Origin of the sequence: Burkholderia sp. JPY481 (assembly GCF_038900515.1) — a bacterium.
Classification (GTDB): Bacteria; Pseudomonadota; Gammaproteobacteria; order Burkholderiales; family Burkholderiaceae; genus Paraburkholderia; species Paraburkholderia youngii.
This window is the reverse complement of sequence record NZ_JAYMRT010000001.1, coordinates 397,768-416,663: the sequence shown is the minus strand read 5'-3', so window position 1 is coordinate 416,663 and position 18,896 is coordinate 397,768. Positions and strand designations below refer to the sequence as shown.

The window sequence follows — 18,896 nt, the reverse complement described above, 5'->3', positions numbered from 1 at the left end:
GCGGGGCCATGCGGAATTCCGTCATCTTATTGACATCCCCGTCAATCGGGAACCCCACTAAGCTCGCTGACTGTTATCGACAATGCCGATAAGCAGCGCGACAATTCGCGCATGCTCAATCCGATCTGGCTGAAGACCTTCTCGACCGTCGCGGCCTGCCATAGCTTCACCGAGGCGGGGCGGCGGCTCGACCTGACGCAGTCGAGCGTCAGCGAACATATCCGCCGCCTCGAACAGAGCGTGGGCCGGCGCCTGTTCGTGCGCGACACCCATTCGCTCGCGATGACGCCCGACGGCGAAGCGATGCTCGCGCATGCGAGCGTGATCCTGCAGGCCTTATCGCGCGCGGAGTCGCAGTTTCGCGCGCCGCGTCTGAAGGGGCGCGTGCGGCTCGGCTCGTCAGACGACATCGCGCTCGGCCCGCTGCCCACCGTGCTCGCGGCGTTTCGCAACGCGCACCCCGACGTCGAGCTGGAAATCACGATCGGCATGACCGGCAGGCTCTACGAACTGCTCGACGCCGGCGCGATCGATCTGCTGGTCGGCAAGCGCCGGCTCGGTGACCGGCGCGGCGTGCCGCTTTTCACCGGGCGGCTGGAATGGCTCGCGCAGACCGGCACGCTCGTCGATCTGAGCCAGCCGCTGCCGCTGATTCTGGTCGCCGAGCCGAGCGTGACGCGCGCGGTCGTGCTCGATGCGCTCGCCGAAGCCGGCGCGAGCTGGCAGATCGTCTGCACGAGCAGCAGTCATTCCGGCTGTATCGCGGCTGCGCGCGGCGGACTTGGCATCACCGTGCGGCCGCAGTATCTGGCCGCGCGCGGGCTGGCGCCGCCGTTGAATGCGGCCGGCTTGCCGACGTTGCCGTCGGTGGAATTCATCGCGCTGGCGGCGAAGCGCTTGAGCCGCCCGGCGGGCACGCTGCTGCAGTTGCTGCATGACAGCGATCTGCGCGGGTCGTGGATTGGCGAGTGAGGCGGGCAGTACCGTGCCTCATGCCGCTGCTTATGCCGCCATTCATTCACCGTTCAGGCCGGCATCTTCCGGAACGAAATCGCGAAGCGGTTCCACGCATTGATCGCCGAGACGAGCAGCGTCAGGTCGACCAGCTCTTCGTCGCTGAAGTGCGGGCGCACCGCCTGCCATACTGCGTCCGGCACGTGATCGTGCGACACCAGCGTGAGCGCTTCGGTCCACTCGAGCGCCGCGCGTTCGCGGTCGGTAAAGAACGGCGTTTCGCGCCACACGACGACGGTCGCGAGACGCCGCTCGGTTTCGCCGCCCTTGCGCGCGTCGCTCGTATGCATGTCGACGCAATAGGCGCAGCCGTTGATCTGCGAAGCGCGCAGCCGCACCAGTTCGGTCAGCGATTTTTCGAGCGCCGACTTGCCGATGCGCTCTTCGACGCCGAGCAGCGACTTGATCGCGGCGGGGTTGGCTTTGTAGAAGTCGAGACGTTGTTCCATGATGGGCTCCTGGGCGGGTGGGACGCTGCGATGGATCGGGCAGGTGTTAGCTTAGTCCGCCATCTGGATCATCAAAATGGCCGATTCCAGATATTTTCAGGTAGCCGCTTTCGGGCGTTGAGCGGCCCCGCATAGCATCCTTACCGCCGACGATGGCATCGTTGCCGCGTGCGGGCCGATTCGGTAAGGTGAGTCATCGACGCTTGCTTTGCGCCTTTCACCGTGATCCGGAGACCTGCCTGATGACCGTTGCCGCCGACCCGTCCTCTGCGCCCACCTCGCCGATCCGCACCGATGTCCTGATCGTCGGCGCCGGTCCCGTGGGTCTGTTCGCGGCATTCGAGGCCGGTGTGATCGGCCTGACCTGCCAGATCGTCGACATACTCGGAAGGGTCGGCGGGCAGTGCATCGAGCTGTATCCCGACAAGCCGATCTACGATATCCCGGCGATCCCGTCATGCACCTCGCGCGAACTGGTCGAGCGACTGGTCGCGCAATGCAAGCCGTTCGATGTGCCGATTCACCTCGAACAGCGCGTCGACACGGTCGAGCAACGCGACGACGGCCGCTGGACCGTGCGCACGCAGCGCGGCCTCGTGTTCGACGTCGCGGCGATCCTGCTCGCCGCCGGCAATGGCGCGTTCGTCCCGCAAAAGCTCGGGCTCCCCGAGGCCGTGCCGCTGGAAAAGCGCAACGTGCACTACAGCGTGGCGCGCCTCGCCGATTTCGCCGACAAGAACGTGGTCGTCGCTGGCGGCGGCGATTCGGCGCTCGACTGGGCGCTGGCATTGCGCAAGGTCGCGCGGCGCGTGACCCTCGTGCATCGGCGCGCCGGCTTCAGCGCGGCCGATTCGAGCGTCGAGCTGATGCGGCGCGCGGTCGAGGCGGGTGAGATGGACTTCGTCATCGGCGCGATCGCGGCGCTCGAAGTGGAAGACGGCGCGCTGCGTTCCCTGACGCTGAAGCAGATCCATGGCGAGACCCAGCTCGAAGCCGAACACCTCATCGCCTTGTATGGACTCGTCGCGGATCTCGGCCCGATCGCGCAGTGGGGACTGAAGATTCACGGCGGGCGTATCGATGTCGATACCTCGAACTACGAAAGCTCGCGGCCGGGCATCTTCGCCGTCGGCGACATCGCGAACTATCCGAACAAGCAGAAGCTGATCCTGTCAGGCTTTCACGAGGCGTCGCTCGCGCTGCGCAAGGCGTACGCTTACGCGTATCCCGACAAGAAACGCGTGCATGTCCATTCGAGCTACGACACGAAGCTCGCGGAAAAGATCGGCGCGGCCGGCTGACGGCGTGCGCGCAAGCGCAGCGACGTCGAGCCGGACCGGCCATTGGCATCATTTTCCAGCGGGTTGACTCGCGGCGGCGGCGCTCGCGGCCTTGTCTTTCTTCTTCGCCTCATGGTGGCCGATCGCGCAGCCCGCGGCCGCACCCGCCGTCCCATGATGTCCGGCAACGTGGCCGGTCACCCCGCCCACGACCGCGCCTTTGGCGCAGCCTTCCGCCTGCGCGACGGTGGATGCGAAGCTCAATGCCGCAGCGAGGGCGCACGGGGCCGCGAAGTTCGTGGCGATAGTCGTGAATAGCTTTTTCAATTGACACTCCTGTTTTTGCTGTCGAAGGGTAAAACCGAAAGCCGAAACCGCCGCGCGGCGACGCTTTCAGTGATGACCGGCTAGCAAGCGCGGGGCCCGCCGTTATAAGCTGTGCGCCTTATGAGCCGGCGCGCGGGCGCCCTTCGCGAGGTATCCCGGCCCATGCGTGGGCCGCGCAAGCGTTTGCGCGAAGGCTTCGGCGCCGGCCAGGCGCGAGATTTGCTAAACACAACAATTCCAACTACGTGTCCGCCATGACCCAGCTTGATGCTTCTACTCTCCGCGTCCACGGCGAGCCCGCTCGAGTGCAGGCCGAGGCCGCGCCGTCGGCGCCCGTTAGCGTCGATTACTGGTCGCTCGTGCAGGCGATCTCGGACTACGCGATCTTTCTGCTCGACGCGAAAGGCCACGTCGTGAGTTGGAACGCCGGCGCGCAGAAGCTGAAGGGCTACACGGAAAACGAGATCGTCGGCCAGCATTTCTCGCGCTTCTATACCGAGGAAGCCGTCGCCCGCGGCTGCCCAGGCTACGAGCTGGAACAGGCGGCGCACACCGGCCGCTTCGAGAACGAGGACTGGCGCGTGCGCAAGGACGGCACGACGTTCTGGTCGAACGTCGTGATCACCGCGATACGCAACGAGCAGGGCGAGGTCACCGGCTTCGCGAAGATCACGCGCGACCTGACCGCGCAGCGCGAATATCTCGAAGCGCTGCGCCAGAGCGAGGAGCGCTTCCGTCTGCTCGTCGATAGCGTGAAGGACTACGCGATTTTCATGCTCGATCCGCAAGGCTTCATCGTCAGCTGGAATTCGGGCGCCGCGCGCATCAAGGGCTATACGCATGACGAAATCGTCGGCCGGCACTTCTCGCAGTTCTATGTGCCCGAGGAGGCCGCGGCCGGCAAGCCCGCGCGCGAACTCGCGATCGCACGGCAGATCGGCACCGTCGAAGACGAAGGCTGGCGCGTGCGCAAGGACGGCTCGACGTTCTGGGCCAACGTGATCATCACGGCCGTCTATGACGAATCGCGACGCTTGCGCGGCTTCGCCAAGGTCACGCGCGATCTCACCGAGCGGCGCCGGCGCGAGGAACTCGAGCGCTCCGGTGAGCGCATGCGCGAATTTCTCGCGACGCTCGCGCACGAACTGCGCAATCCGCTCGCGCCGGTGCGCAACGCGGTCGGCACGATGCAGATGGAAGCCAATCTGAGCCCGGTGGTCGCGCGCGCGCGCGATCTGATCGATCGCCAGGTCACGCACCTGACGCGACTCGTCGACGATCTGCTCGATATCGGCCGCATCATGTCCGACAAGGTCGAACTGCGGATTGCGCGGGTCGATCTCACCGAGCTCGTCACGCGCGCGATCGAAGCGGCGCGGCCGTTTACCGACTCGCGCGAGCAGCGCGTGGTCGCCCAGGTCACCGACGCACCCGTGAGCATTCGCGGCGACATGACGCGGCTCGTGCAGGTGCTGCAAAACCTGCTGCACAACGCGTCGAAATTTTCGCCGCACGGCAGCGTGATCGAGATGCGTGGACGGGTCGACTTTCGCATGGCGGTGCTCGAAGTGCGCGACGTCGGCTGCGGTATTCCGGTGCGCTCGCTCGACAAGATCTTCGAGCTGTTCGCGCAGGAGAAGGAAGGGCAAAGCTTCGGCGAAGGCGGTCTTGGGATCGGCCTGACGCTGTGCAAGTCGCTCGTCGAGATGCATGGTGGCAGCATCGTCGCGAGCAGCGAAGGACCGGGCCTTGGCAGCACGTTCACGCTGAGTCTGCCGCTCTCGGCGCAGTCCGACACCGCGGAGAGCGGCGCGATCAGCGCCGCGCCCCACGTGCAGCCGCTGCGGGTTCTGCTGATCGACGACAATCGCGATTCGGCCGACAGCCTCGCGATGCTGCTCGAACTGAAGGGCCATGAGGTGCGTATCGCCTACGAGGGCGAGCAGGCGCTGCAGATCGCGCCGCGCTTCTCGCCGCATCTCGCGTTGATCGATCTCGCGATGCCGAAGATGGATGGCTATGCGACGCTCGCGGCGTTGCGCGCGCTGCCCGAGATGGCTCGCACGATGTACGCGGCGATGACGGGCTTCGGTCATGCAAGCGATCTCGATCGCACGCGCAAAGCGGGTTTCCATGCGCACCTGGTGAAGCCGGTCGAAATGGCGGTCCTCGACGCATTGCTCACGAAGGCGGATGGACGACTGAGCGGAAGCGGGGGGACGTAGGCGCTTTTTTGCTGCGCGGCTGCGTCGTCAGCTGGGGCACGATGTTTGCTGCGACTCTGCATACGTTCCGGTCCGCCGCCGCGCGGCGGGCCGCGGATCGAAACGGTGCAGGGAGGCACGATGCTCGATACGCGCGACCACGCGGCCAGCTTCAAGGCCCAGTCACGGCAGATTTCTAATCAACACGGCGGCCGCGCACCGTCGCTCGACGATTTCCTGCGCGACGCGCGTTTCGATGCGAACGATCCCGCTGCTCTCGGAGCACTGCTCGCTGATCTGATCGAGCGCGGCTACGATCGCGCGCCGAGCTTGCCGTTGCCGGGGCATGGCGAGACGCTGGTGCGCTGGCGCGCGCTCGCCGCCGTTGCCGCGCGCGACCTCGGTCTCGTCAAACTGTTCGAAGGCCATACCGATGCGCTCGCGATTCTCGCCGAACTGAACGGTCCGCTGCCGCCGCCGGCAAGCCGCTGGGGCGTGTGGGCCGCCGAAGCGCCGGACGCGCGAGTGCGCGCGGTCAATCAAGGAATCCAGAACGTTTTCGGCGAGGGCGCTCAGGTGCGCCTGTCCGGCACCAAAGCCTGGTGCTCCGGCGCGCAGGCGCTCACCCATGCGCTCGTGACCGCTTGGCGCAATGATGAGCCGGTGCTCGCGGCCGTCGCGCTGGACCAGAGCTCGATCTCGATCGACACATCGAAGTGGCAGGCCGTCGGCATGTGGGCGACCGCGAGCGCCGATGTGACGTTCAACGACACCGTTGCGACGCTCGTCGGCGCGCCGCATGAATATCTGCGGCGCGCGGGCTTCTGGCATGGCGGCGCCGGTATCGCCGCGTGCTGGTACGGTGCGGCCGCGCAGATCGGCCGCACGCTGCGCGACGCGTGCGCCCGGCGCGCGGATGCGCATCGGCTGGCTCATCTCGGTGCGACCGATGTCGCATTGCAGTCGGCCGCCGCGGTACTGCGCGAAACCGCCGCGTGGATCGACGCGCGCCCTTCGGATGATGCGCAGACGCGCGTGCTGCGCGCGCGTCTTGCCGTCGAGCAGGCCGCGAGCGCCGTCATCGATCAGGCGACACGCGCGCTCGGCGCGGGCCCGTTGTGCCGCGACGCGCGCTTCGCGCGAGCGGTCGCCGACCTGCCGGTGTTTCTGCGCCAAAGCCACGCGCAACGCGATCTCGCCGCGCTTGGCGAACGGCTCGTCGCGTCCGCCGACACGAGCGCCGCGCCGGCATCGGATCACGCGTCGTCGCAAACACTCACGTCGTGGACGCTATGACCTTTGTTCCCCAGCCTTCGGAGGATCGCTGAGATGAGCTCGCCGATGCGGTACTTCGATGAACTTTACCGACGCAGCGATGATCCGTGGCGTTTGCGCGAAGGCTGGTACGAACGCCGCAAGCGTTCGCTGACACTCGCGCTGCTGCCGCGGCCGCGCTATCGCAACGGCTTCGAACCGGGCTGCGCGAACGGCGAGTTGACGGCCGGGCTCGCGACGCGCTGCGACGCGCTGCTCGCCGCCGATTTGCACCCGCGCGCGGTCGCGCTCGCGCGCGAACGCGTGGCGGGCGCATCGAACGTGCGGATCGAACAGCGCAGCGTGCCGTGCGAATGGCCGACCGAGCACGGGCCGTTCGATCTGATCGTGATCAGCGAGTTTGCGTACTATCTCGACGCGGCCGAGCTCGAAACGCTGGCCGCGCGCATCGCCGGCTCGCTGACGACCGATGGCACGCTGCTCGCCTGCCACTGGCGCCGGCCGTTCGCCGAAGCGCGCGAATCGGCCGACCGCGCGCACGCGCTATTCGATGCGCGCTGCGGCCTCGCGCGTCTCGCGCATCACGACGAAGCCGACTTGCTGATCGACGTGTGGTCGCGCGACGCACGTTCGGTCGCGCAGCGAGAGGGGCTTCTATGATCGGCGTGATCGTCCCGGCGCATAACGAAGAGGCGTTGATCGCGGGGTGCCTCGCGGCCTTGCTCGAAGCGTCGCGACACCAGGCGCTCGCCGGCGAAGAGGTGCGGATCGTCGTCGCGCTCGACGCGTGCAGCGATTTCAGCGGGGCGATCGCGCGCGCCTACGGCGTGCAGACGCTGACGCTGAAGGCGCGCAACGTCGGGATCGCGCGGGCGCTGGGCGCGTCGCTGCTGCTCGCGCTCGGCGCGCGCTGGCTCGCGTTTACCGATGCCGACAGCCGCGTGTCGCCGGATTGGCTCGCCGCGCAATTGGCGCTCGGCGCCGATGCGGTGTGCGGCTCGATCGCCGTCGACGACTGGAGCGCGCATCCGCACAGCGTGCGCGAATATTTTCGCAAGACCTATGTCGACGCCGACGGACATCGTCACGTGCACGGCGCGAACCTCGGCGTTTCCGCGCAAGCCTATCGGCGCGCGGGCGGCTTTCCGCCGCTCAGGTGCAGCGAGGATGTCGCGCTCGTCGATCGCCTGATCGCGACGGGCGCGCGCATCGCGTGGAGCGCCGCGCCGCGCGTGACCACGAGCGCGCGCACCGCGGCCCGCGCGCGCGGCGGTTTCGGCGATACGCTCATCGGATGGGCGACGGATCGCGCGCTGGCCTGAGCGACGGCGCTGCGTCGCGAGCGGGTCTCGCTCGCAACGATCCGGATACCGGAACATTGGCACGGCAATAAGCCGCGGGGAGGACGAACATGATGGACGCGTTTTTCGTTCTATTCGGCCAGGGTAGGGATCTCGACCCGTTGCAGATGGGGCTGCGCTCGATCGTCGTGTTCGTGATCGCGATCGTGCTGATTCGCGTATCGGGGCGGCGCTCGTTCGGTCAGCGCACGCCGTTCGATCTGGTCGTCGTGATTCTGCTCGGCGCGATGCTGAGCCGCGCGATTGTCGGGGCGTCGCCGTTCATCGCGACCGTGGTCGCGTCGCTGGTGATCGTCGTATGTCACCGGGTGCTCGCGTGGGCGTTTATACGTTCGCGCCGCTTCGAGCTGTTGGTGTGTGGCGTCGAGCGCGAGGTGTTCAGCGACGGCAAGTTCCACGCGAACGAAATGCACGCGGCGCTCATCACGCGCACCGACATCGAGGAAAGCGTGCGGCAGAAAATCGGCTCGCGCTCGATGGACAACGTGGCCGCCGCGATCCTCGAACGCAATGGCGAGGTGAGCGTGATACGCAAGCGCGAGTGAGCGCCCGAACGCGTGCAGCGCGGGGCGCTTGTTCGGGCGGGCTGTAAGGACTCAACGCGCAGCTCAGCCGCGCCCGCCTCGCGAAATCTCCGAGCCCGCGCCGCGCGGCAAGCGCAGCGTGACCGGAATCGACGCGAACGAGCACAGCCCGACCACCAGAAACGCGGGCCAGAAATCCGACCACGTGATGCTCGGATGCCCATTCAGTGCGCGCGAAATCTGCAGCACGATCCCGCCGACCGTCACGCCGAGACCGAGCGACATCTGCTGCACGACGCTGCCGAGGCTCGTCGCGCGGCCGACGTCGCGGCTCGCAATCTCCGCGTAGGTCAGCGAATTGAGGCTGGTGAACTGCAACGCTGGGAAGAAACCGCCGAGCAGCACGACGACCCAGATGATCCATGTCGGCGTGTGCGGGAAAAAGAGTCCGCACGCGGCGATCGAAATGCCCGATAGCGCCGCGTTGAACACGAGCACCTGGCGAAAGCCGAAGCGGCGCAGCACGGTGGAGGCGATCGTGCGCATGAACATGCCGCCGAACGCCGACGCGCAGGTGATCAGCCCCGATTGGAACGCGCTCATACCGTGGCCTTCCTGCAGCAGCAGCGGCAGCAGGAATGGCAGCGCGCCGAGGCCGATGCGAAACAGCGAGCCGCCGAGCACGCTCGCCTGGAAAGTTGGCACCTTGAAAAAGCGCAAGTCGAGCAGCGGCAGCGCGACGCGCTGCGCGTACGCGACGTAGATCGCGAGCAGTACCGCGCCGAGCGCGCACATGCCGAACGCGTCGGTATTCGAAATCAGTTCGCCGCCGACCAGCGACAAACCGAGCAGCAGCAGCACCGCGCCCGCCGCCGACAACAGGAAGCCGATCCAGTCGAGCGGGCCGGGGTCCGGTTCGCGCGTATTGGCGATATAGCGATTGGTCAGATAGATGCCGAGAATGCCGATCGGCACGTTGATGAAGAAGATCAGACGCCAGTGCAGATACGTGGTGATGAAGCCGCCGAGCAGCGGACCGGCGGCAGGGCCGAGCATCGCGGGCACGCTCAGATAGTTCATCGCGCGGATGAAGTCGGCTTTTTCCACCACGCGAAAGATGATGATCCGCCCGACCGGCACCATCATCGCGCCGCCGACGCCCTGAATGAAACGCGCAACCGTGAAAGTGGCAAGCGAGTTCGACGCGGCGCACAACAGCGAGCCCGTGACGAAGATGCCGATCGCCGTGCGGAACACCGTGCGGGCGCCGAACTTGTCGGCGAGCCAGCCGCATACCGGGATGAACACACCGAGCCCGAGCACGTAGCTCGTGACCGCGATTTTCAGCGTGACCGGATCGCGGGCGAAATCGCGCGCCATGGCCGGCAACGCGGTGACGATCACATTGGCGTCGACGCTTTCCATGAACATCGCGCACGCGACGATAAGGGGCGCAATCAGAGCTTTCTGAGTCTGGGCGACGGTCATGACGGCGAGGCTGCGGCGAAGCGTCGCAGGCAAAGGGGGCATTATTGCACCTGTACGGTGCGGATTGTTAATACCTGCGCGGCCGATGCTGCCCCTTTACCCTTTCTGTATCCAACACGCGACGGCGGCGTTGCGATGCCGCCAATAAATATTGATTTTTGTTGCGCTGCGGCACGAGATGGTTATAATCGGGTTATTGCGTAGGTAGAAACCCTAATAAGGAGCCGCCATGAACACCGCATCGACTGCTGTCCGTTCCACCCCCGCCGCCACTACGTTCTTCGGCAAGCTGCGTGCGCTGGCGCTGCATGCGCTCAACCTGCATCTGCAAAACTGCGCGGTGATCGCCGAAGCGTATCGTCGCCCGCAATAAGCGCGTATTGCGCACGGGCCGCGCAGGCCCTGCCAACCGTGTCGATGCCCGCTCAAGTAGCGGGCATTGTGCTTTCTGGCCCCACCAGGCGGGTGGCGTTCGGCTCGTCATTCCGCCATCAGTCCCTCCAGAAACCTCCGCTTGGGGCCAGTTCCGGGCCGCCATCGCCGTTTCCCTTCCAGATATCGCTCGCGCGCTTTTGCCGCGCGCCGCGCAGGTCAACCGACAGCAAAATTGCTATTGCTGTCAACCTTTTGCACGTTTTGCCGTTATCACTTTGTAATCGTCGCCACAGGCGATACCGCGCGTGACGCACCCGTCGCCGCGACTGCTCTCGCAAGGCCCGCATTGACCATGTTCCACCGACTTCAACACAGCTTCGAGCGCCTGCGCGCGCTGCTCGGCCGTGCAGCGAAAGTGCTTGGCAGCCGGGGACTTCTGTCGCCCGTGCTCGCGCTCGTTATTTGCGGGCTGCTGCTGGTCGTGCTGCAGCATCTGTCGGAGGCGGTGAATTACCGTTCGGTGATACGCGAATTGCGCGAGCTGTCGCCGCGCGAGTGGATCGGCGCGCTCGGCGCGACCGCGCTTAGCTACGTCGCGCTGGTCGGGCGCGACGCGGTCGGCCTGCGCTATCTCGGCGCGAGCGTGCCGCGCGCGGCGCTGTGGGTCGGCGCGACGGCCGGCTCGGCGCTCGGCAATGCGACCGGTTTCGGCGCGCTGACGGGCGGAGCGGTGCGCGCGCGCGTGTACGGCGTCGCGAACATCACGCCCGCGCAGATTGGCCGCATGACGGTGTTCACGAGCGTGTCGCTCGCACTCGCCCTGGTATTGATGACCGCACTGGGCATGGTCGGTATGGCCGGACAGCTCGCGCCGATGCTGCATCTGTCGCCAGTCGCGCTGCGCTGGAGCGGCGCTGCGCTACTGATCGCGCTGGCGCTCGCGGCCGCCGCGTGCCGCCGCGAAACCCGGCCGATCCGCACGCGCTGGCAGTGGCTCTCGTTCGATATTCCCGCGCGCCGTGATCTGCTCGCGCAAGTCGCGCTGGCGGTGCTCGACGTGGTCGCCGCGGGTCTCGCGCTGTGGGCCTTGCTGCCGCATGCGAACGTGAGCTTCATCGGCTTCATCACCGTCTACGCGGCCGCGATGCTGCTCGGCCTGATCGGCCATACGCCTGGCGGGGTCGGCGTGTTCGAGGCCGCAATGGTGTTCACGCTGAGCGGCAGCGTGCCGATGCATCAGATGGTCGCCGCGCTGCTCGCGTATCGCGCGATCTATTTCGGCGTGCCGCTGGTCGTCTCCGCGGCGCTGCTCGCGGGCTTCGAGGGGCGCGCGCTGAAGAACCGTCTGTCGATGCTGCAGGCGGAGCGCGTGTCGGAACTCGCGCCGCTGTTTCTGAGCCTCGTCACGTTCGTGGTCGGCGGCATGCTGGTCATCTCGAGTGCGACGCCGGCGTTCTGGCAGCGCATTCATATGCTGCGCAACGTGGTGCCGCTGTGGGTGCTCGAAAGCTCGGCGATGTTGTGCAGCGTGGTCGGCGTGCTGCTGCTGTTCGTCGCGCGTGGGCTGCTGCGGCGGCTCGATGCGGCATGGTGGATGACGCTCGCGCTCGCGTTGCTGAGCCTTGCGCTGTCGCTGACCAAGGGTCTCGCATTCGTCGAAGCCGGTGTGCTCGGCATGCTGATCGTGCTGCTGCTCGCGACGCGCAAGCGCTTCAACCGTCATTCGTCGCTGTTCGCCGAGCGTTTCACGGCCGGCTGGCTTGTGTCGATCGCGATGGTGCTGATGTTCGCGACGTGGGTCATGCTGTTCGCTTTCCGTGACGTGCCGTACACGCGCGACCTGTGGTGGCAATTCGCGTTCGACGAGCGCGCGCCGCGCGCGCTGCGCGCGACGCTCGCCGCGAGCGTGTTCGCCGCGACCTTCTCGTTCTGGCAATTGCTGCGTCCGGCGCCGGGCCGCTTCGTGAAGCCGGCGCCCGAAGATCTGCTCGACGCCGCGCGCATCGTGCGCGCGCAGGAACGCAGCGATGCCGGTCTCGCGTTGATGGGCGACAAGAGCTTCCTGTTTTCGGAATCGCGAGAGGCGTTCCTGATGTACGCGAAATACGGCCGCACGTGGGCCGCGTTGCATGATCCGGTGGGGCCGCGCGAAGAGTGGGCGGGCCTCATCAAGAAGTTCGTCGCGCTCGCGCATGCGCACGGCGGTCGCGCCGCGTTCTACCAGGTGCGTGCGAATGCACTGCCGCTGTATCTCGACGCCGGCCTCACGTTGATGAAGCTCGGCGAGGAAGCGCACGTAGTGCTCGACGACTTCGATCTGAAGGGCTCGCACCGCGCGCATCTGCGCTATGCGCTCAAGCGCGGCGAGCGCGACGGCTTTAGCGTCGAAGTGATCGATCAGGCGCGTGTGCCGGCGTCGCTCGAAACGCTGCGCGGCATTTCCGACGGCTGGCTCGGCAGCCACGATGCGCGCGAGAAGAGTTTCTCGGTCGCGGCTTTCCACGACGAATACCTCGCCGCGCAGTCGGTGATGCTGGTGCGCCAGAACGGGGAACCGGTCGCGTTCGTGACCTTCATGACGACCGATATGAATACCGAGGCGACAGTCGGCGTGATGCGTCACGTCGAAAGCGCGTCGCCGTACGCGATGGAATATCTGTTCACGCAGCTTGCGCTGCATCTGAAGCAGGCGGGCTTCCGCTCGCTCAGTCTCGGCATTGCGCCGCTCTCCGGCGTGCAGCCGACTCCGCTCGCGTCGCGCTGGCATCGGCTGGCCGGCATCGTGTGGCGCTTCGGCGGCCGCTTCTATAACTTCCGCGGACTGCGTGCTTTCAAGAGCAAGTTCCAGCCGCACTGGGAGCCGCGCTATCTCGCGGCATCCGGTTCGGGCGTGTTCTTCACGCTCGCGGACCTGTCGCTGCTGGCAGGAGGCCGGCGTTCATGACATTGCATCCGTTGTTCCGGCTCGCCGTCGCGGCGAGCGTTCTGAGCTGCGGCGCGCTCGCGCACGCGGCCACCACCACCGTACCGGGCGGCCGCTATGGCGACGTGCGCGTCACGCAGCCCGAGGGGCCGCTGCGCGGCTTCGTCGTGCTGTATTCGCAGGCGAGCGGCTGGAGCGCGGCCGATCAGCAGAGCGCCGATGCGCTCGCGAAAGCGGGCGCGATGACGGTTGGCGTCGATATCGCGCGCTACGAGGCCAACCTTGCCGCGAAAAAGGAAACCTGCCATCAACTGGTGGGCGATGCCGAGGCGCTCAGCCATCAACTCGAACGGCAATCGCAGTCGAGCCGCTACTTCGCGCCGATCGTCGCGGGTACGGGGCAGGGCGCAACGCTGGCGATGCACGTGCTCGAGCAGGCGCCGTCCAATACGATCGCGGGCGCGGTGTCGGTCGACGCCGACCGCACACTCGACGCGCGCTTTCAACCGTGTCCGCCCGACCCGACCGTGATCCGCGATAAGGTGCCGGGCTTCGTCGAAAAGGCGAGCACGGGCAACGCCGATCGCGCGCGTCTCGTCGATTTGCTGACCCCGCATCTACAGCCGGTCTCGACGAGTGCCGACGATGTGTCCGACCTGCCGCTGATCGAGTTGCCGGCCGCGCATCCGAACGGCCTGATGGCGATCGTAATTTCCGGCGATGGCGGCTGGCGCGATCTCGACAAGACGATCGCGCAGGCGCTGCAGAAAGATGGCGTGTCGGTGGTCGGCTGGGACAGCCTGCGTTATTTCTGGAGCGAGAAGCCGCCCGCGCAAACGAGCCGCGATCTCGCGCGCGTGATGCAAACCTATGGCGAGCGCTGGCACGCGCAGCACATTGCGCTGATCGGCTATTCGTTCGGCGCCGACGTGATGCCGTTCGCGTATAACCGTCTGCCGCAGGCGCAGCGCGATAAGGTGTCGCTGATGTCGCTGCTCGGCTTCGCGCCCGACGCCGACTTCCAGATCCGCGTCGGCGGCTGGCTCGGCATGCCCGCGAGCGACAAGGCGCTGAACGTGCGACCCGAGTTGACGCATGTGCCGCCGTCGATCGTTCAATGCTTCTATGGCGAGAGCGAGACCGACACGCTGTGTCCGGCGCTCGACAAGAGCGGTGTCGAAGTCATCCGCACCTCCGGCGATCATCACTTCGGCGGCGATTACAACGTGCTGGAGCGACGCATTCTCGTGGCATTCAAGAAGCAGAGCGGCGTGCGCGATTGATTGCTGCGGTGGGCGTATCAGCGGGGCGCGCTTGACGGCGCGCCCCTTTTTTTGGGTCCGTTCTGGACGGAACCGTGGTCCGCGGAGATTGACAACGCCTGCCAAGTCGACGAAGATCGCCCGCATGAACTGCCTCGACATCCGTATTGCGCTGATTATTAGCATCATTCATCGAATGGTGGGTTAGCGCGCGTCGACTTGCAGTGACACATAACCCGCCAAACGAGGCGGGTTTTTTTATGTCCGCTTTCAGGTTCATTTTCTACCTGCCTCCTGGTGAACATGCTGCGGTCGCCATCGTTTGATGTCGATCTCGGTCGATTCGTTGTTGCATCGATATTGCCACCCAGGAGCTTGCCGTGCTGTTAACCGAACTCGAACAGGCCGTCGCCGCAGCCGCGCGCGTCGCGCCGTCTCACGACTACCTGAAAAAGACCCTGACCGCGCGCGTCTACGACGTGGCGCGCGAGACCGAACTCGAACGCGCGCCGAACCTGTCGGCGCGGCTGCGCAATCCGGTCTATCTGAAGCGCGAGGACAACCAGCCGGTGTTCTCGTTCAAGCTGCGCGGCGCGTACAACAAGATGGCGCATATTCCGGCCGAAGCGCTCAGTCGCGGCGTGATCACCGCATCGGCGGGCAATCATGCGCAGGGCGTCGCGTTGTCGGCCGCACGCATGGGCGTGAAAGCGATCATCGTCGTGCCGGTGACGACGCCGCAGGTCAAGGTCGACGCGATCCGCACGCATGGCGGGCCGACCGTCGAGGTCGTGCAGTTCGGCGAATCGTATAGCGATGCCTACGGTCACGCGGTCAAGCTGCAGGAAGAACGCGGCCTGACCTTCGTGCATCCGTTCGATGATCCGTACGTGATCGCCGGCCAGGGCACCGTCGCGATGGAAATTTTGAGCCAGCACCAGGGGCCGATTCACGCGATCTTCGTGCCGATCGGCGGCGGCGGGCTCGCGGCCGGTGTCGCGGCATACGTGAAATCGGTGCGCCCGGAGATCAAGGTGATCGGCGTGCAGACCGATGATTCGTGCGCGATGGCCGCTTCGCTGAAGGCGGGCGAGCGCGTGACGCTGAACGAAGTGGGCCTGTTCTCCGACGGCACCGCGGTGAAGCTCGTCGGCGAGGAAACCTTCCGTCTGTGCAGCGAATATCTCGACGAAGTGCTGCTCGTGAACACCGATGCGCTGTGCGCGGCGATCAAGGACGTGTTCCAGGACACGCGCAGCGTGCTCGAACCGGCGGGTTCATTGGCGGTGGCGGGCGCGAAGCAGTACGCCGAACGGGAAGGCATCGAGAACCAGACGCTGATCGCGATCACGTCGGGCGCGAATATGAACTTCGACCGCATGCGCTTCGTCGCCGAACGCGCGGAAGTGGGCGAAGCACGTGAAGCCGTTTTCGCGGTGACGATCCCCGAAGAGCGCGGCAGCTTCAAGCGCTTCTGCGAGCTGGTCGGCACGCGCAGCGTCACCGAATTCAACTACCGGATCGCCGACGCGAACTCGGCGCATATCTTCGTCGGCGTGCAGATCCGCAATCGCAGCGAACCGGCGCAGATCGCCGGCGCATTCGAAGCGCACGGCTTCGCGACGGTCGATCTGACCTTCGACGAACTGTCTAAGCAGCACATCCGCTATATGGTTGGCGGCCGTTCGCCGCTCGCGCGCGACGAACGTCTGTTCCGCTTCGAGTTTCCCGAGCGTCCGGGTGCGCTGATGAAATTCCTGTCGTCGATGGCGCCGAACTGGAACATCAGCCTGTTCCACTATCGCAACCAGGGTGCGGACTACAGCTCGATCTTGGTCGGCATTCAGGTGCCCGAGAGCGACCATGCAGCGTTCGAGCGCTTCATCGAAACGCTCGGCTATCCGTGCTGGGAAGAAACGAAAAATCCTGTCTACCGACTGTTTCTCGGCTAGTCGAAGCTCATTTAGCGGATCGGGGTTTACCTGAGTGGACGCCACGCCGGCAAAACGAGCCGGGTGTCGTCCGAATCGCCGGAAAGGCCCGCCAGTCTTGCGTTTGCGGCCGATACAGCGACGCTGCACCGGCTCCTCTCTCACACCTTCTATCGCCTGACGCGATACGGCCTATCCGCCATATCGCATTGCGGGATAGGCGTCACGATCGTCACACTGGGCGCAAATTTCATCCCCGCATTTCAGGAGACATCTATGCGCACCCAAGTTGGCATCATCGGTGCTGGCCCTGCTGGTCTGTTTCTTTCCCATCTGCTTCATCTGCGCGGTATCGACTCGGTCGTGCTCGAAACGCGCACCCGCGATCAGATCGAATCGACGATTCGCGCCGGCGTGCTCGAGCAGGGCACGATGGACCTGCTGACGCAGACCGGTGTCGGCGAACGCATGAAAGCCGAAGGCGCGCTGCATCACGGTTTCGAACTCGCGTTCGACGGCAAGCGCCGCCGCATCGATCTGACCGACCTCACCGGTCAGGCGATCACGGTTTATGCCCAGCACGAAGTGATCAAGGATCTCGTCGCGGCGCGCGTCGCCGCGGGCGCCGAACTGCGTTTCGGCGTGTCGGATACGTCGGTGCACGGCATCGATACCGATAAGCCGTCGATCCGCTATCGCCACGAAGGCGCGGAGCACGAACTGCAATGCGACTTCGTGATCGGCTGCGACGGCTCGCAAGGCGTGTCGCGTCAGGCGATTCCGCAGGCGCTGCGCAAGGATTTCGAGCGTGTCTATCCGTTTGGCTGGTTCGGTATTCTGTGCGAAGGCCCGCCGTCGTCGGACGAACTGATCTACGCGCGCCACGAGCGCGGCTTTGCGCTGATCAGCACGCGCTCGCCGAACGTGCAGCGCATGTATTTCCAGTGCGATCCGAAGGACTCGGTCGACAATTGGTCCGACGATCGCATCTGGGCGGAACTGCATGCGCGCGCCGATTCGGATGAAGGCCACAAGATCATCGACGGCAAGATCTTCCAGAAGAATATCGTCGGTATGCGCAGCTTCGTATCGACGACGATGCAGTACGGCCGCCTGTTCCTCGCTGGCGACGCCGCGCATATCGTGCCGCCGACCGGCGCGAAGGGCCTGAACCTCGCGGTCGCCGACGTGAACGTGCTCAGCAAGGCGCTCGACGCGTTCTACAAGGAAAACCGCACGGATTTGCTCGACCGTTATAGCGAAACCGCGCTTAAGCGCATCTGGCGCGCCGAGCACTTCTCGTACTGGATGACCAGCATGCTGCATCGTATCGAAGGCGCTTCGGCGTTCGAGCAGCAGTTGCAGATTGCCGAGTTGGAGTACGTGACGACGTCGCGCACGGCCGCGACGGTACTGGCGGAGAACTACGTCGGCGCCGCCGGCGCGCAGATGCAGGCGTATCTGTAAATGCCACTGCAAGCACCGCGCGGTCATCGGGATCGCTAATTGATCGACAGATCCCGATGCGCGGCCGCCTGAAACTCCTTGGGCGTGACACCGGTCTGCTTGCGGAAATAGCGGCTGAAATAGGCCGCATCTTCGAAACCGAGCGCATGCGCGATCTGTTTGATACTCGAACCCGAGTACACCAGATCGCGTTGCGCCTCGCGTATCAACTGGTCGTTGACGAGCGACAGCGGCGAATGGCCAAGTTCCTCACGACAGATACGGCCCAGCTGCGCCGCGGTCACCCCCAATTTTCCCGCGTAAAAATCGATTGGCAGATGCTCGCGCACATGGGCGGCGATCAGTTCGCGTAGCCGTTTGATCTGCGCGGCGCGCCGGTCATTGACGCTCGCACCCGCGCTTAACGCGGCATCGGTCAAACGTGCGACCTGCACAAAAAGTGCAATCATCAGCGACATGCCCGCGGCGATATGGCCGCGCGCGCTGCCGCGAAATTCCTGCTCCAGCAAACCGAACAACGGCATCAACGTGCGCTCGCCGATGGCGGGCCGCACGGGAATCAGCGCGGGCCGTTGCAGCACCGGCATGAGGCCCGGCGACACCGCTTTCGAAATCGACTCCAACGCGCGCTGCGCGGCGGTGATCACGAGCCCGTCGATCTCCGGCGAAAACACGAAACCATGCACCGTTTGTGCTGGAAGCAGGATCAGGCATGGCGCTTCGATCGTGAGCTTTTCGCTTTCGATCAGCACGTAGCCCGAACCGCTGCGGATATAGAGAATCTGTAGCAACGCATCGTGCCGGTGCGCGGAGATATGCCAGTCGTTGGGACGGCTGCGCTCGACGATCCATTCGAAATTGAACGCGTCGTACCACGGCGGCCGCGCGGACTCTCCATACAGATCGTAGTTAGGGATATGTCTCATGCAGTGTCGTCTCCTATGTTCGAATTGTCCTGCGATGCGCTGCCTTTGTCCAATTTCGTCCCGAAGGGCGTGGCTATACTTTTTTCCATC

16 protein-coding genes are annotated in these 18,896 nt (G+C 65.4%); 12 read left to right on the top strand and 4 right to left on the bottom strand.

What is annotated here, in order from left to right; all coding sequences use genetic code 11:
• Positions 1-111: 111 nt before the first annotated feature.
• The gene (locus VSR82_RS01935) at positions 112-972 is read left to right on the top strand and encodes a LysR family transcriptional regulator (protein ID WP_368624183.1); all 861 of its coding nucleotides are present in this window, start codon (positions 112-114) and stop codon (positions 970-972) included.
• Between the two features lie 53 nt (positions 973-1,025).
• Here VSR82_RS01935 and VSR82_RS01930 read toward each other — a convergent pair whose 3' ends face one another.
• Positions 1,026-1,463 carry a carboxymuconolactone decarboxylase family protein gene (locus tag VSR82_RS01930; protein ID WP_410848006.1) on the bottom strand — a complete coding sequence of 146 codons (438 nt, stop codon included), beginning with the start codon at positions 1,461-1,463 and terminating at the stop codon, positions 1,026-1,028.
• 242 nt (positions 1,464-1,705) lie between these two features.
• On the opposite strand from VSR82_RS01930, the gene VSR82_RS01925 reads away from it, so the two are divergent.
• The gene (locus VSR82_RS01925; RefSeq protein WP_429459109.1) at positions 1,706-2,764 is read left to right on the top strand and encodes an NAD(P)/FAD-dependent oxidoreductase; all 1,059 of its coding nucleotides are present in this window, start codon (positions 1,706-1,708) and stop codon (positions 2,762-2,764) included.
• A gap of 48 nt (positions 2,765-2,812) precedes the next feature.
• Here the strand turns inward: VSR82_RS01925 and VSR82_RS01920 are convergent, their stop codons facing one another.
• Positions 2,813-3,007, bottom strand: a complete 195-nt coding sequence (locus VSR82_RS01920) for a hypothetical protein (RefSeq protein ID WP_429461868.1) — start codon at positions 3,005-3,007, stop codon at positions 2,813-2,815.
• Positions 3,008-3,324: 317 nt separating this feature from the next.
• Between VSR82_RS01920 and VSR82_RS01915 the strand changes: the two genes are divergently transcribed.
• The 5 genes from VSR82_RS01915 (at position 3,325) to VSR82_RS01895 (ending at position 8,455) form a co-directional block, all read left to right on the top strand.
• Positions 3,325-5,295, top strand: a complete 1,971-nt coding sequence (locus tag VSR82_RS01915) for a PAS domain-containing hybrid sensor histidine kinase/response regulator (RefSeq protein ID WP_498857465.1) — start codon at positions 3,325-3,327, stop codon at positions 5,293-5,295.
• Between the two features lie 120 nt (positions 5,296-5,415).
• A complete protein-coding gene (locus VSR82_RS01910; protein ID WP_429459113.1) occupies positions 5,416-6,570 on the top strand; it encodes an acyl-CoA dehydrogenase family protein in 1,155 nt (384 codons plus the stop codon).
• Between the two features lie 33 nt (positions 6,571-6,603).
• Positions 6,604-7,209: an SAM-dependent methyltransferase gene (locus tag VSR82_RS01905; RefSeq protein WP_368586995.1), complete on the top strand. Its 606-nt coding sequence runs from the start codon at positions 6,604-6,606 to the stop codon at positions 7,207-7,209.
• Positions 7,206-7,871 (top strand): glycosyltransferase family 2 protein, encoded by a 666-nt coding sequence (locus VSR82_RS01900; protein ID WP_429459115.1) that lies wholly within the window; start codon positions 7,206-7,208, stop codon positions 7,869-7,871. The genes VSR82_RS01905 and VSR82_RS01900 overlap by 4 nt, the downstream gene beginning before the upstream one ends.
• Positions 7,872-7,960: 89 nt before the next feature.
• The gene (locus VSR82_RS01895; protein ID WP_429459117.1) at positions 7,961-8,455 is read left to right on the top strand and encodes a DUF421 domain-containing protein; all 495 of its coding nucleotides are present in this window, start codon (positions 7,961-7,963) and stop codon (positions 8,453-8,455) included.
• Between the two features lie 63 nt (positions 8,456-8,518).
• Here the strand turns inward: VSR82_RS01895 and VSR82_RS01890 are convergent, their stop codons facing one another.
• The gene (locus VSR82_RS01890) at positions 8,519-9,922 is read right to left on the bottom strand and encodes an MFS transporter (RefSeq protein WP_368586992.1); all 1,404 of its coding nucleotides are present in this window, start codon (positions 9,920-9,922) and stop codon (positions 8,519-8,521) included.
• A 229-nt stretch (positions 9,923-10,151) separates the two neighbouring features.
• Here VSR82_RS01890 and VSR82_RS01885 point away from each other — a divergent pair, with 229 nt between their 5' ends.
• The 5 genes from VSR82_RS01885 to VSR82_RS01865 all read left to right on the top strand — a co-directional run bounded on the left by VSR82_RS01885 (position 10,152) and on the right by VSR82_RS01865 (position 17,880).
• A complete protein-coding gene (locus VSR82_RS01885; protein WP_368586991.1) occupies positions 10,152-10,295 on the top strand; it encodes a hypothetical protein in 144 nt (47 codons plus the stop codon).
• A gap of 354 nt (positions 10,296-10,649) precedes the next feature.
• Positions 10,650-13,241 carry a bifunctional lysylphosphatidylglycerol flippase/synthetase MprF gene (mprF, locus tag VSR82_RS01880; protein ID WP_429459120.1) on the top strand — a complete coding sequence of 864 codons (2,592 nt, stop codon included), beginning with the start codon at positions 10,650-10,652 and terminating at the stop codon, positions 13,239-13,241.
• Complete coding sequence (locus tag VSR82_RS01875; protein ID WP_429459122.1) at positions 13,238-14,503, top strand: virulence factor family protein; 1,266 nt, start codon at positions 13,238-13,240, stop codon at positions 14,501-14,503. Before mprF ends, VSR82_RS01875 begins: the two co-directional genes overlap by 4 nt.
• Positions 14,504-14,862: 359 nt before the next feature.
• Positions 14,863-16,434: a threonine ammonia-lyase, biosynthetic gene (ilvA, locus tag VSR82_RS01870; RefSeq protein ID WP_498857464.1), complete on the top strand. Its 1,572-nt coding sequence runs from the start codon at positions 14,863-14,865 to the stop codon at positions 16,432-16,434.
• 255 nt (positions 16,435-16,689) lie between these two features.
• Complete coding sequence (locus VSR82_RS01865; RefSeq protein ID WP_498857463.1) at positions 16,690-17,880, top strand: 4-hydroxybenzoate 3-monooxygenase; 1,191 nt, start codon at positions 16,690-16,692, stop codon at positions 17,878-17,880.
• 35 nt (positions 17,881-17,915) lie between these two features.
• Here VSR82_RS01865 and VSR82_RS01860 read toward each other — a convergent pair whose 3' ends face one another.
• A complete protein-coding gene (locus VSR82_RS01860) occupies positions 17,916-18,806 on the bottom strand; it encodes a helix-turn-helix domain-containing protein (protein WP_368586986.1) in 891 nt (296 codons plus the stop codon).
• Positions 18,807-18,896: the final 90 nt, after the last annotated feature.

Excerpts from the sequence above, each read along its gene's own strand:
- VSR82_RS01930 (WP_410848006.1), bottom strand. The coding sequence starts at position 1,463 with ATGGAACAACGTCTCGACTTCTACAAAGCCAACCCCGCCGCGATCAAG.
- VSR82_RS01910 (WP_429459113.1), top strand. The coding sequence starts at position 5,416 with ATGCTCGATACGCGCGACCACGCGGCCAGCTTCAAGGCCCAGTCACGG.
- VSR82_RS01885 (WP_368586991.1), top strand. The coding sequence starts at position 10,152 with ATGAACACCGCATCGACTGCTGTCCGTTCCACCCCCGCCGCCACTACG.
- VSR82_RS01900 (WP_429459115.1), top strand. The coding sequence starts at position 7,206 with ATGATCGGCGTGATCGTCCCGGCGCATAACGAAGAGGCGTTGATCGCG.
- VSR82_RS01915 (WP_498857465.1), top strand. The coding sequence starts at position 3,325 with ATGACCCAGCTTGATGCTTCTACTCTCCGCGTCCACGGCGAGCCCGCT.
- mprF (WP_429459120.1), top strand. The coding sequence starts at position 10,650 with ATGTTCCACCGACTTCAACACAGCTTCGAGCGCCTGCGCGCGCTGCTC.
- VSR82_RS01865 (WP_498857463.1), top strand. The coding sequence starts at position 16,690 with ATGCGCACCCAAGTTGGCATCATCGGTGCTGGCCCTGCTGGTCTGTTT.
- VSR82_RS01875 (WP_429459122.1), top strand. The coding sequence starts at position 13,238 with ATGACATTGCATCCGTTGTTCCGGCTCGCCGTCGCGGCGAGCGTTCTG.
- VSR82_RS01895 (WP_429459117.1), top strand. The coding sequence starts at position 7,961 with ATGATGGACGCGTTTTTCGTTCTATTCGGCCAGGGTAGGGATCTCGAC.
- VSR82_RS01905 (WP_368586995.1), top strand. The coding sequence starts at position 6,604 with ATGAGCTCGCCGATGCGGTACTTCGATGAACTTTACCGACGCAGCGAT.
- VSR82_RS01890 (WP_368586992.1), bottom strand. The coding sequence starts at position 9,922 with ATGACCGTCGCCCAGACTCAGAAAGCTCTGATTGCGCCCCTTATCGTC.
- VSR82_RS01860 (WP_368586986.1), bottom strand. The coding sequence starts at position 18,806 with ATGAGACATATCCCTAACTACGATCTGTATGGAGAGTCCGCGCGGCCG.
- VSR82_RS01925 (WP_429459109.1), top strand. The coding sequence starts at position 1,706 with ATGACCGTTGCCGCCGACCCGTCCTCTGCGCCCACCTCGCCGATCCGC.
- VSR82_RS01935 (WP_368624183.1), top strand. The coding sequence starts at position 112 with ATGCTCAATCCGATCTGGCTGAAGACCTTCTCGACCGTCGCGGCCTGC.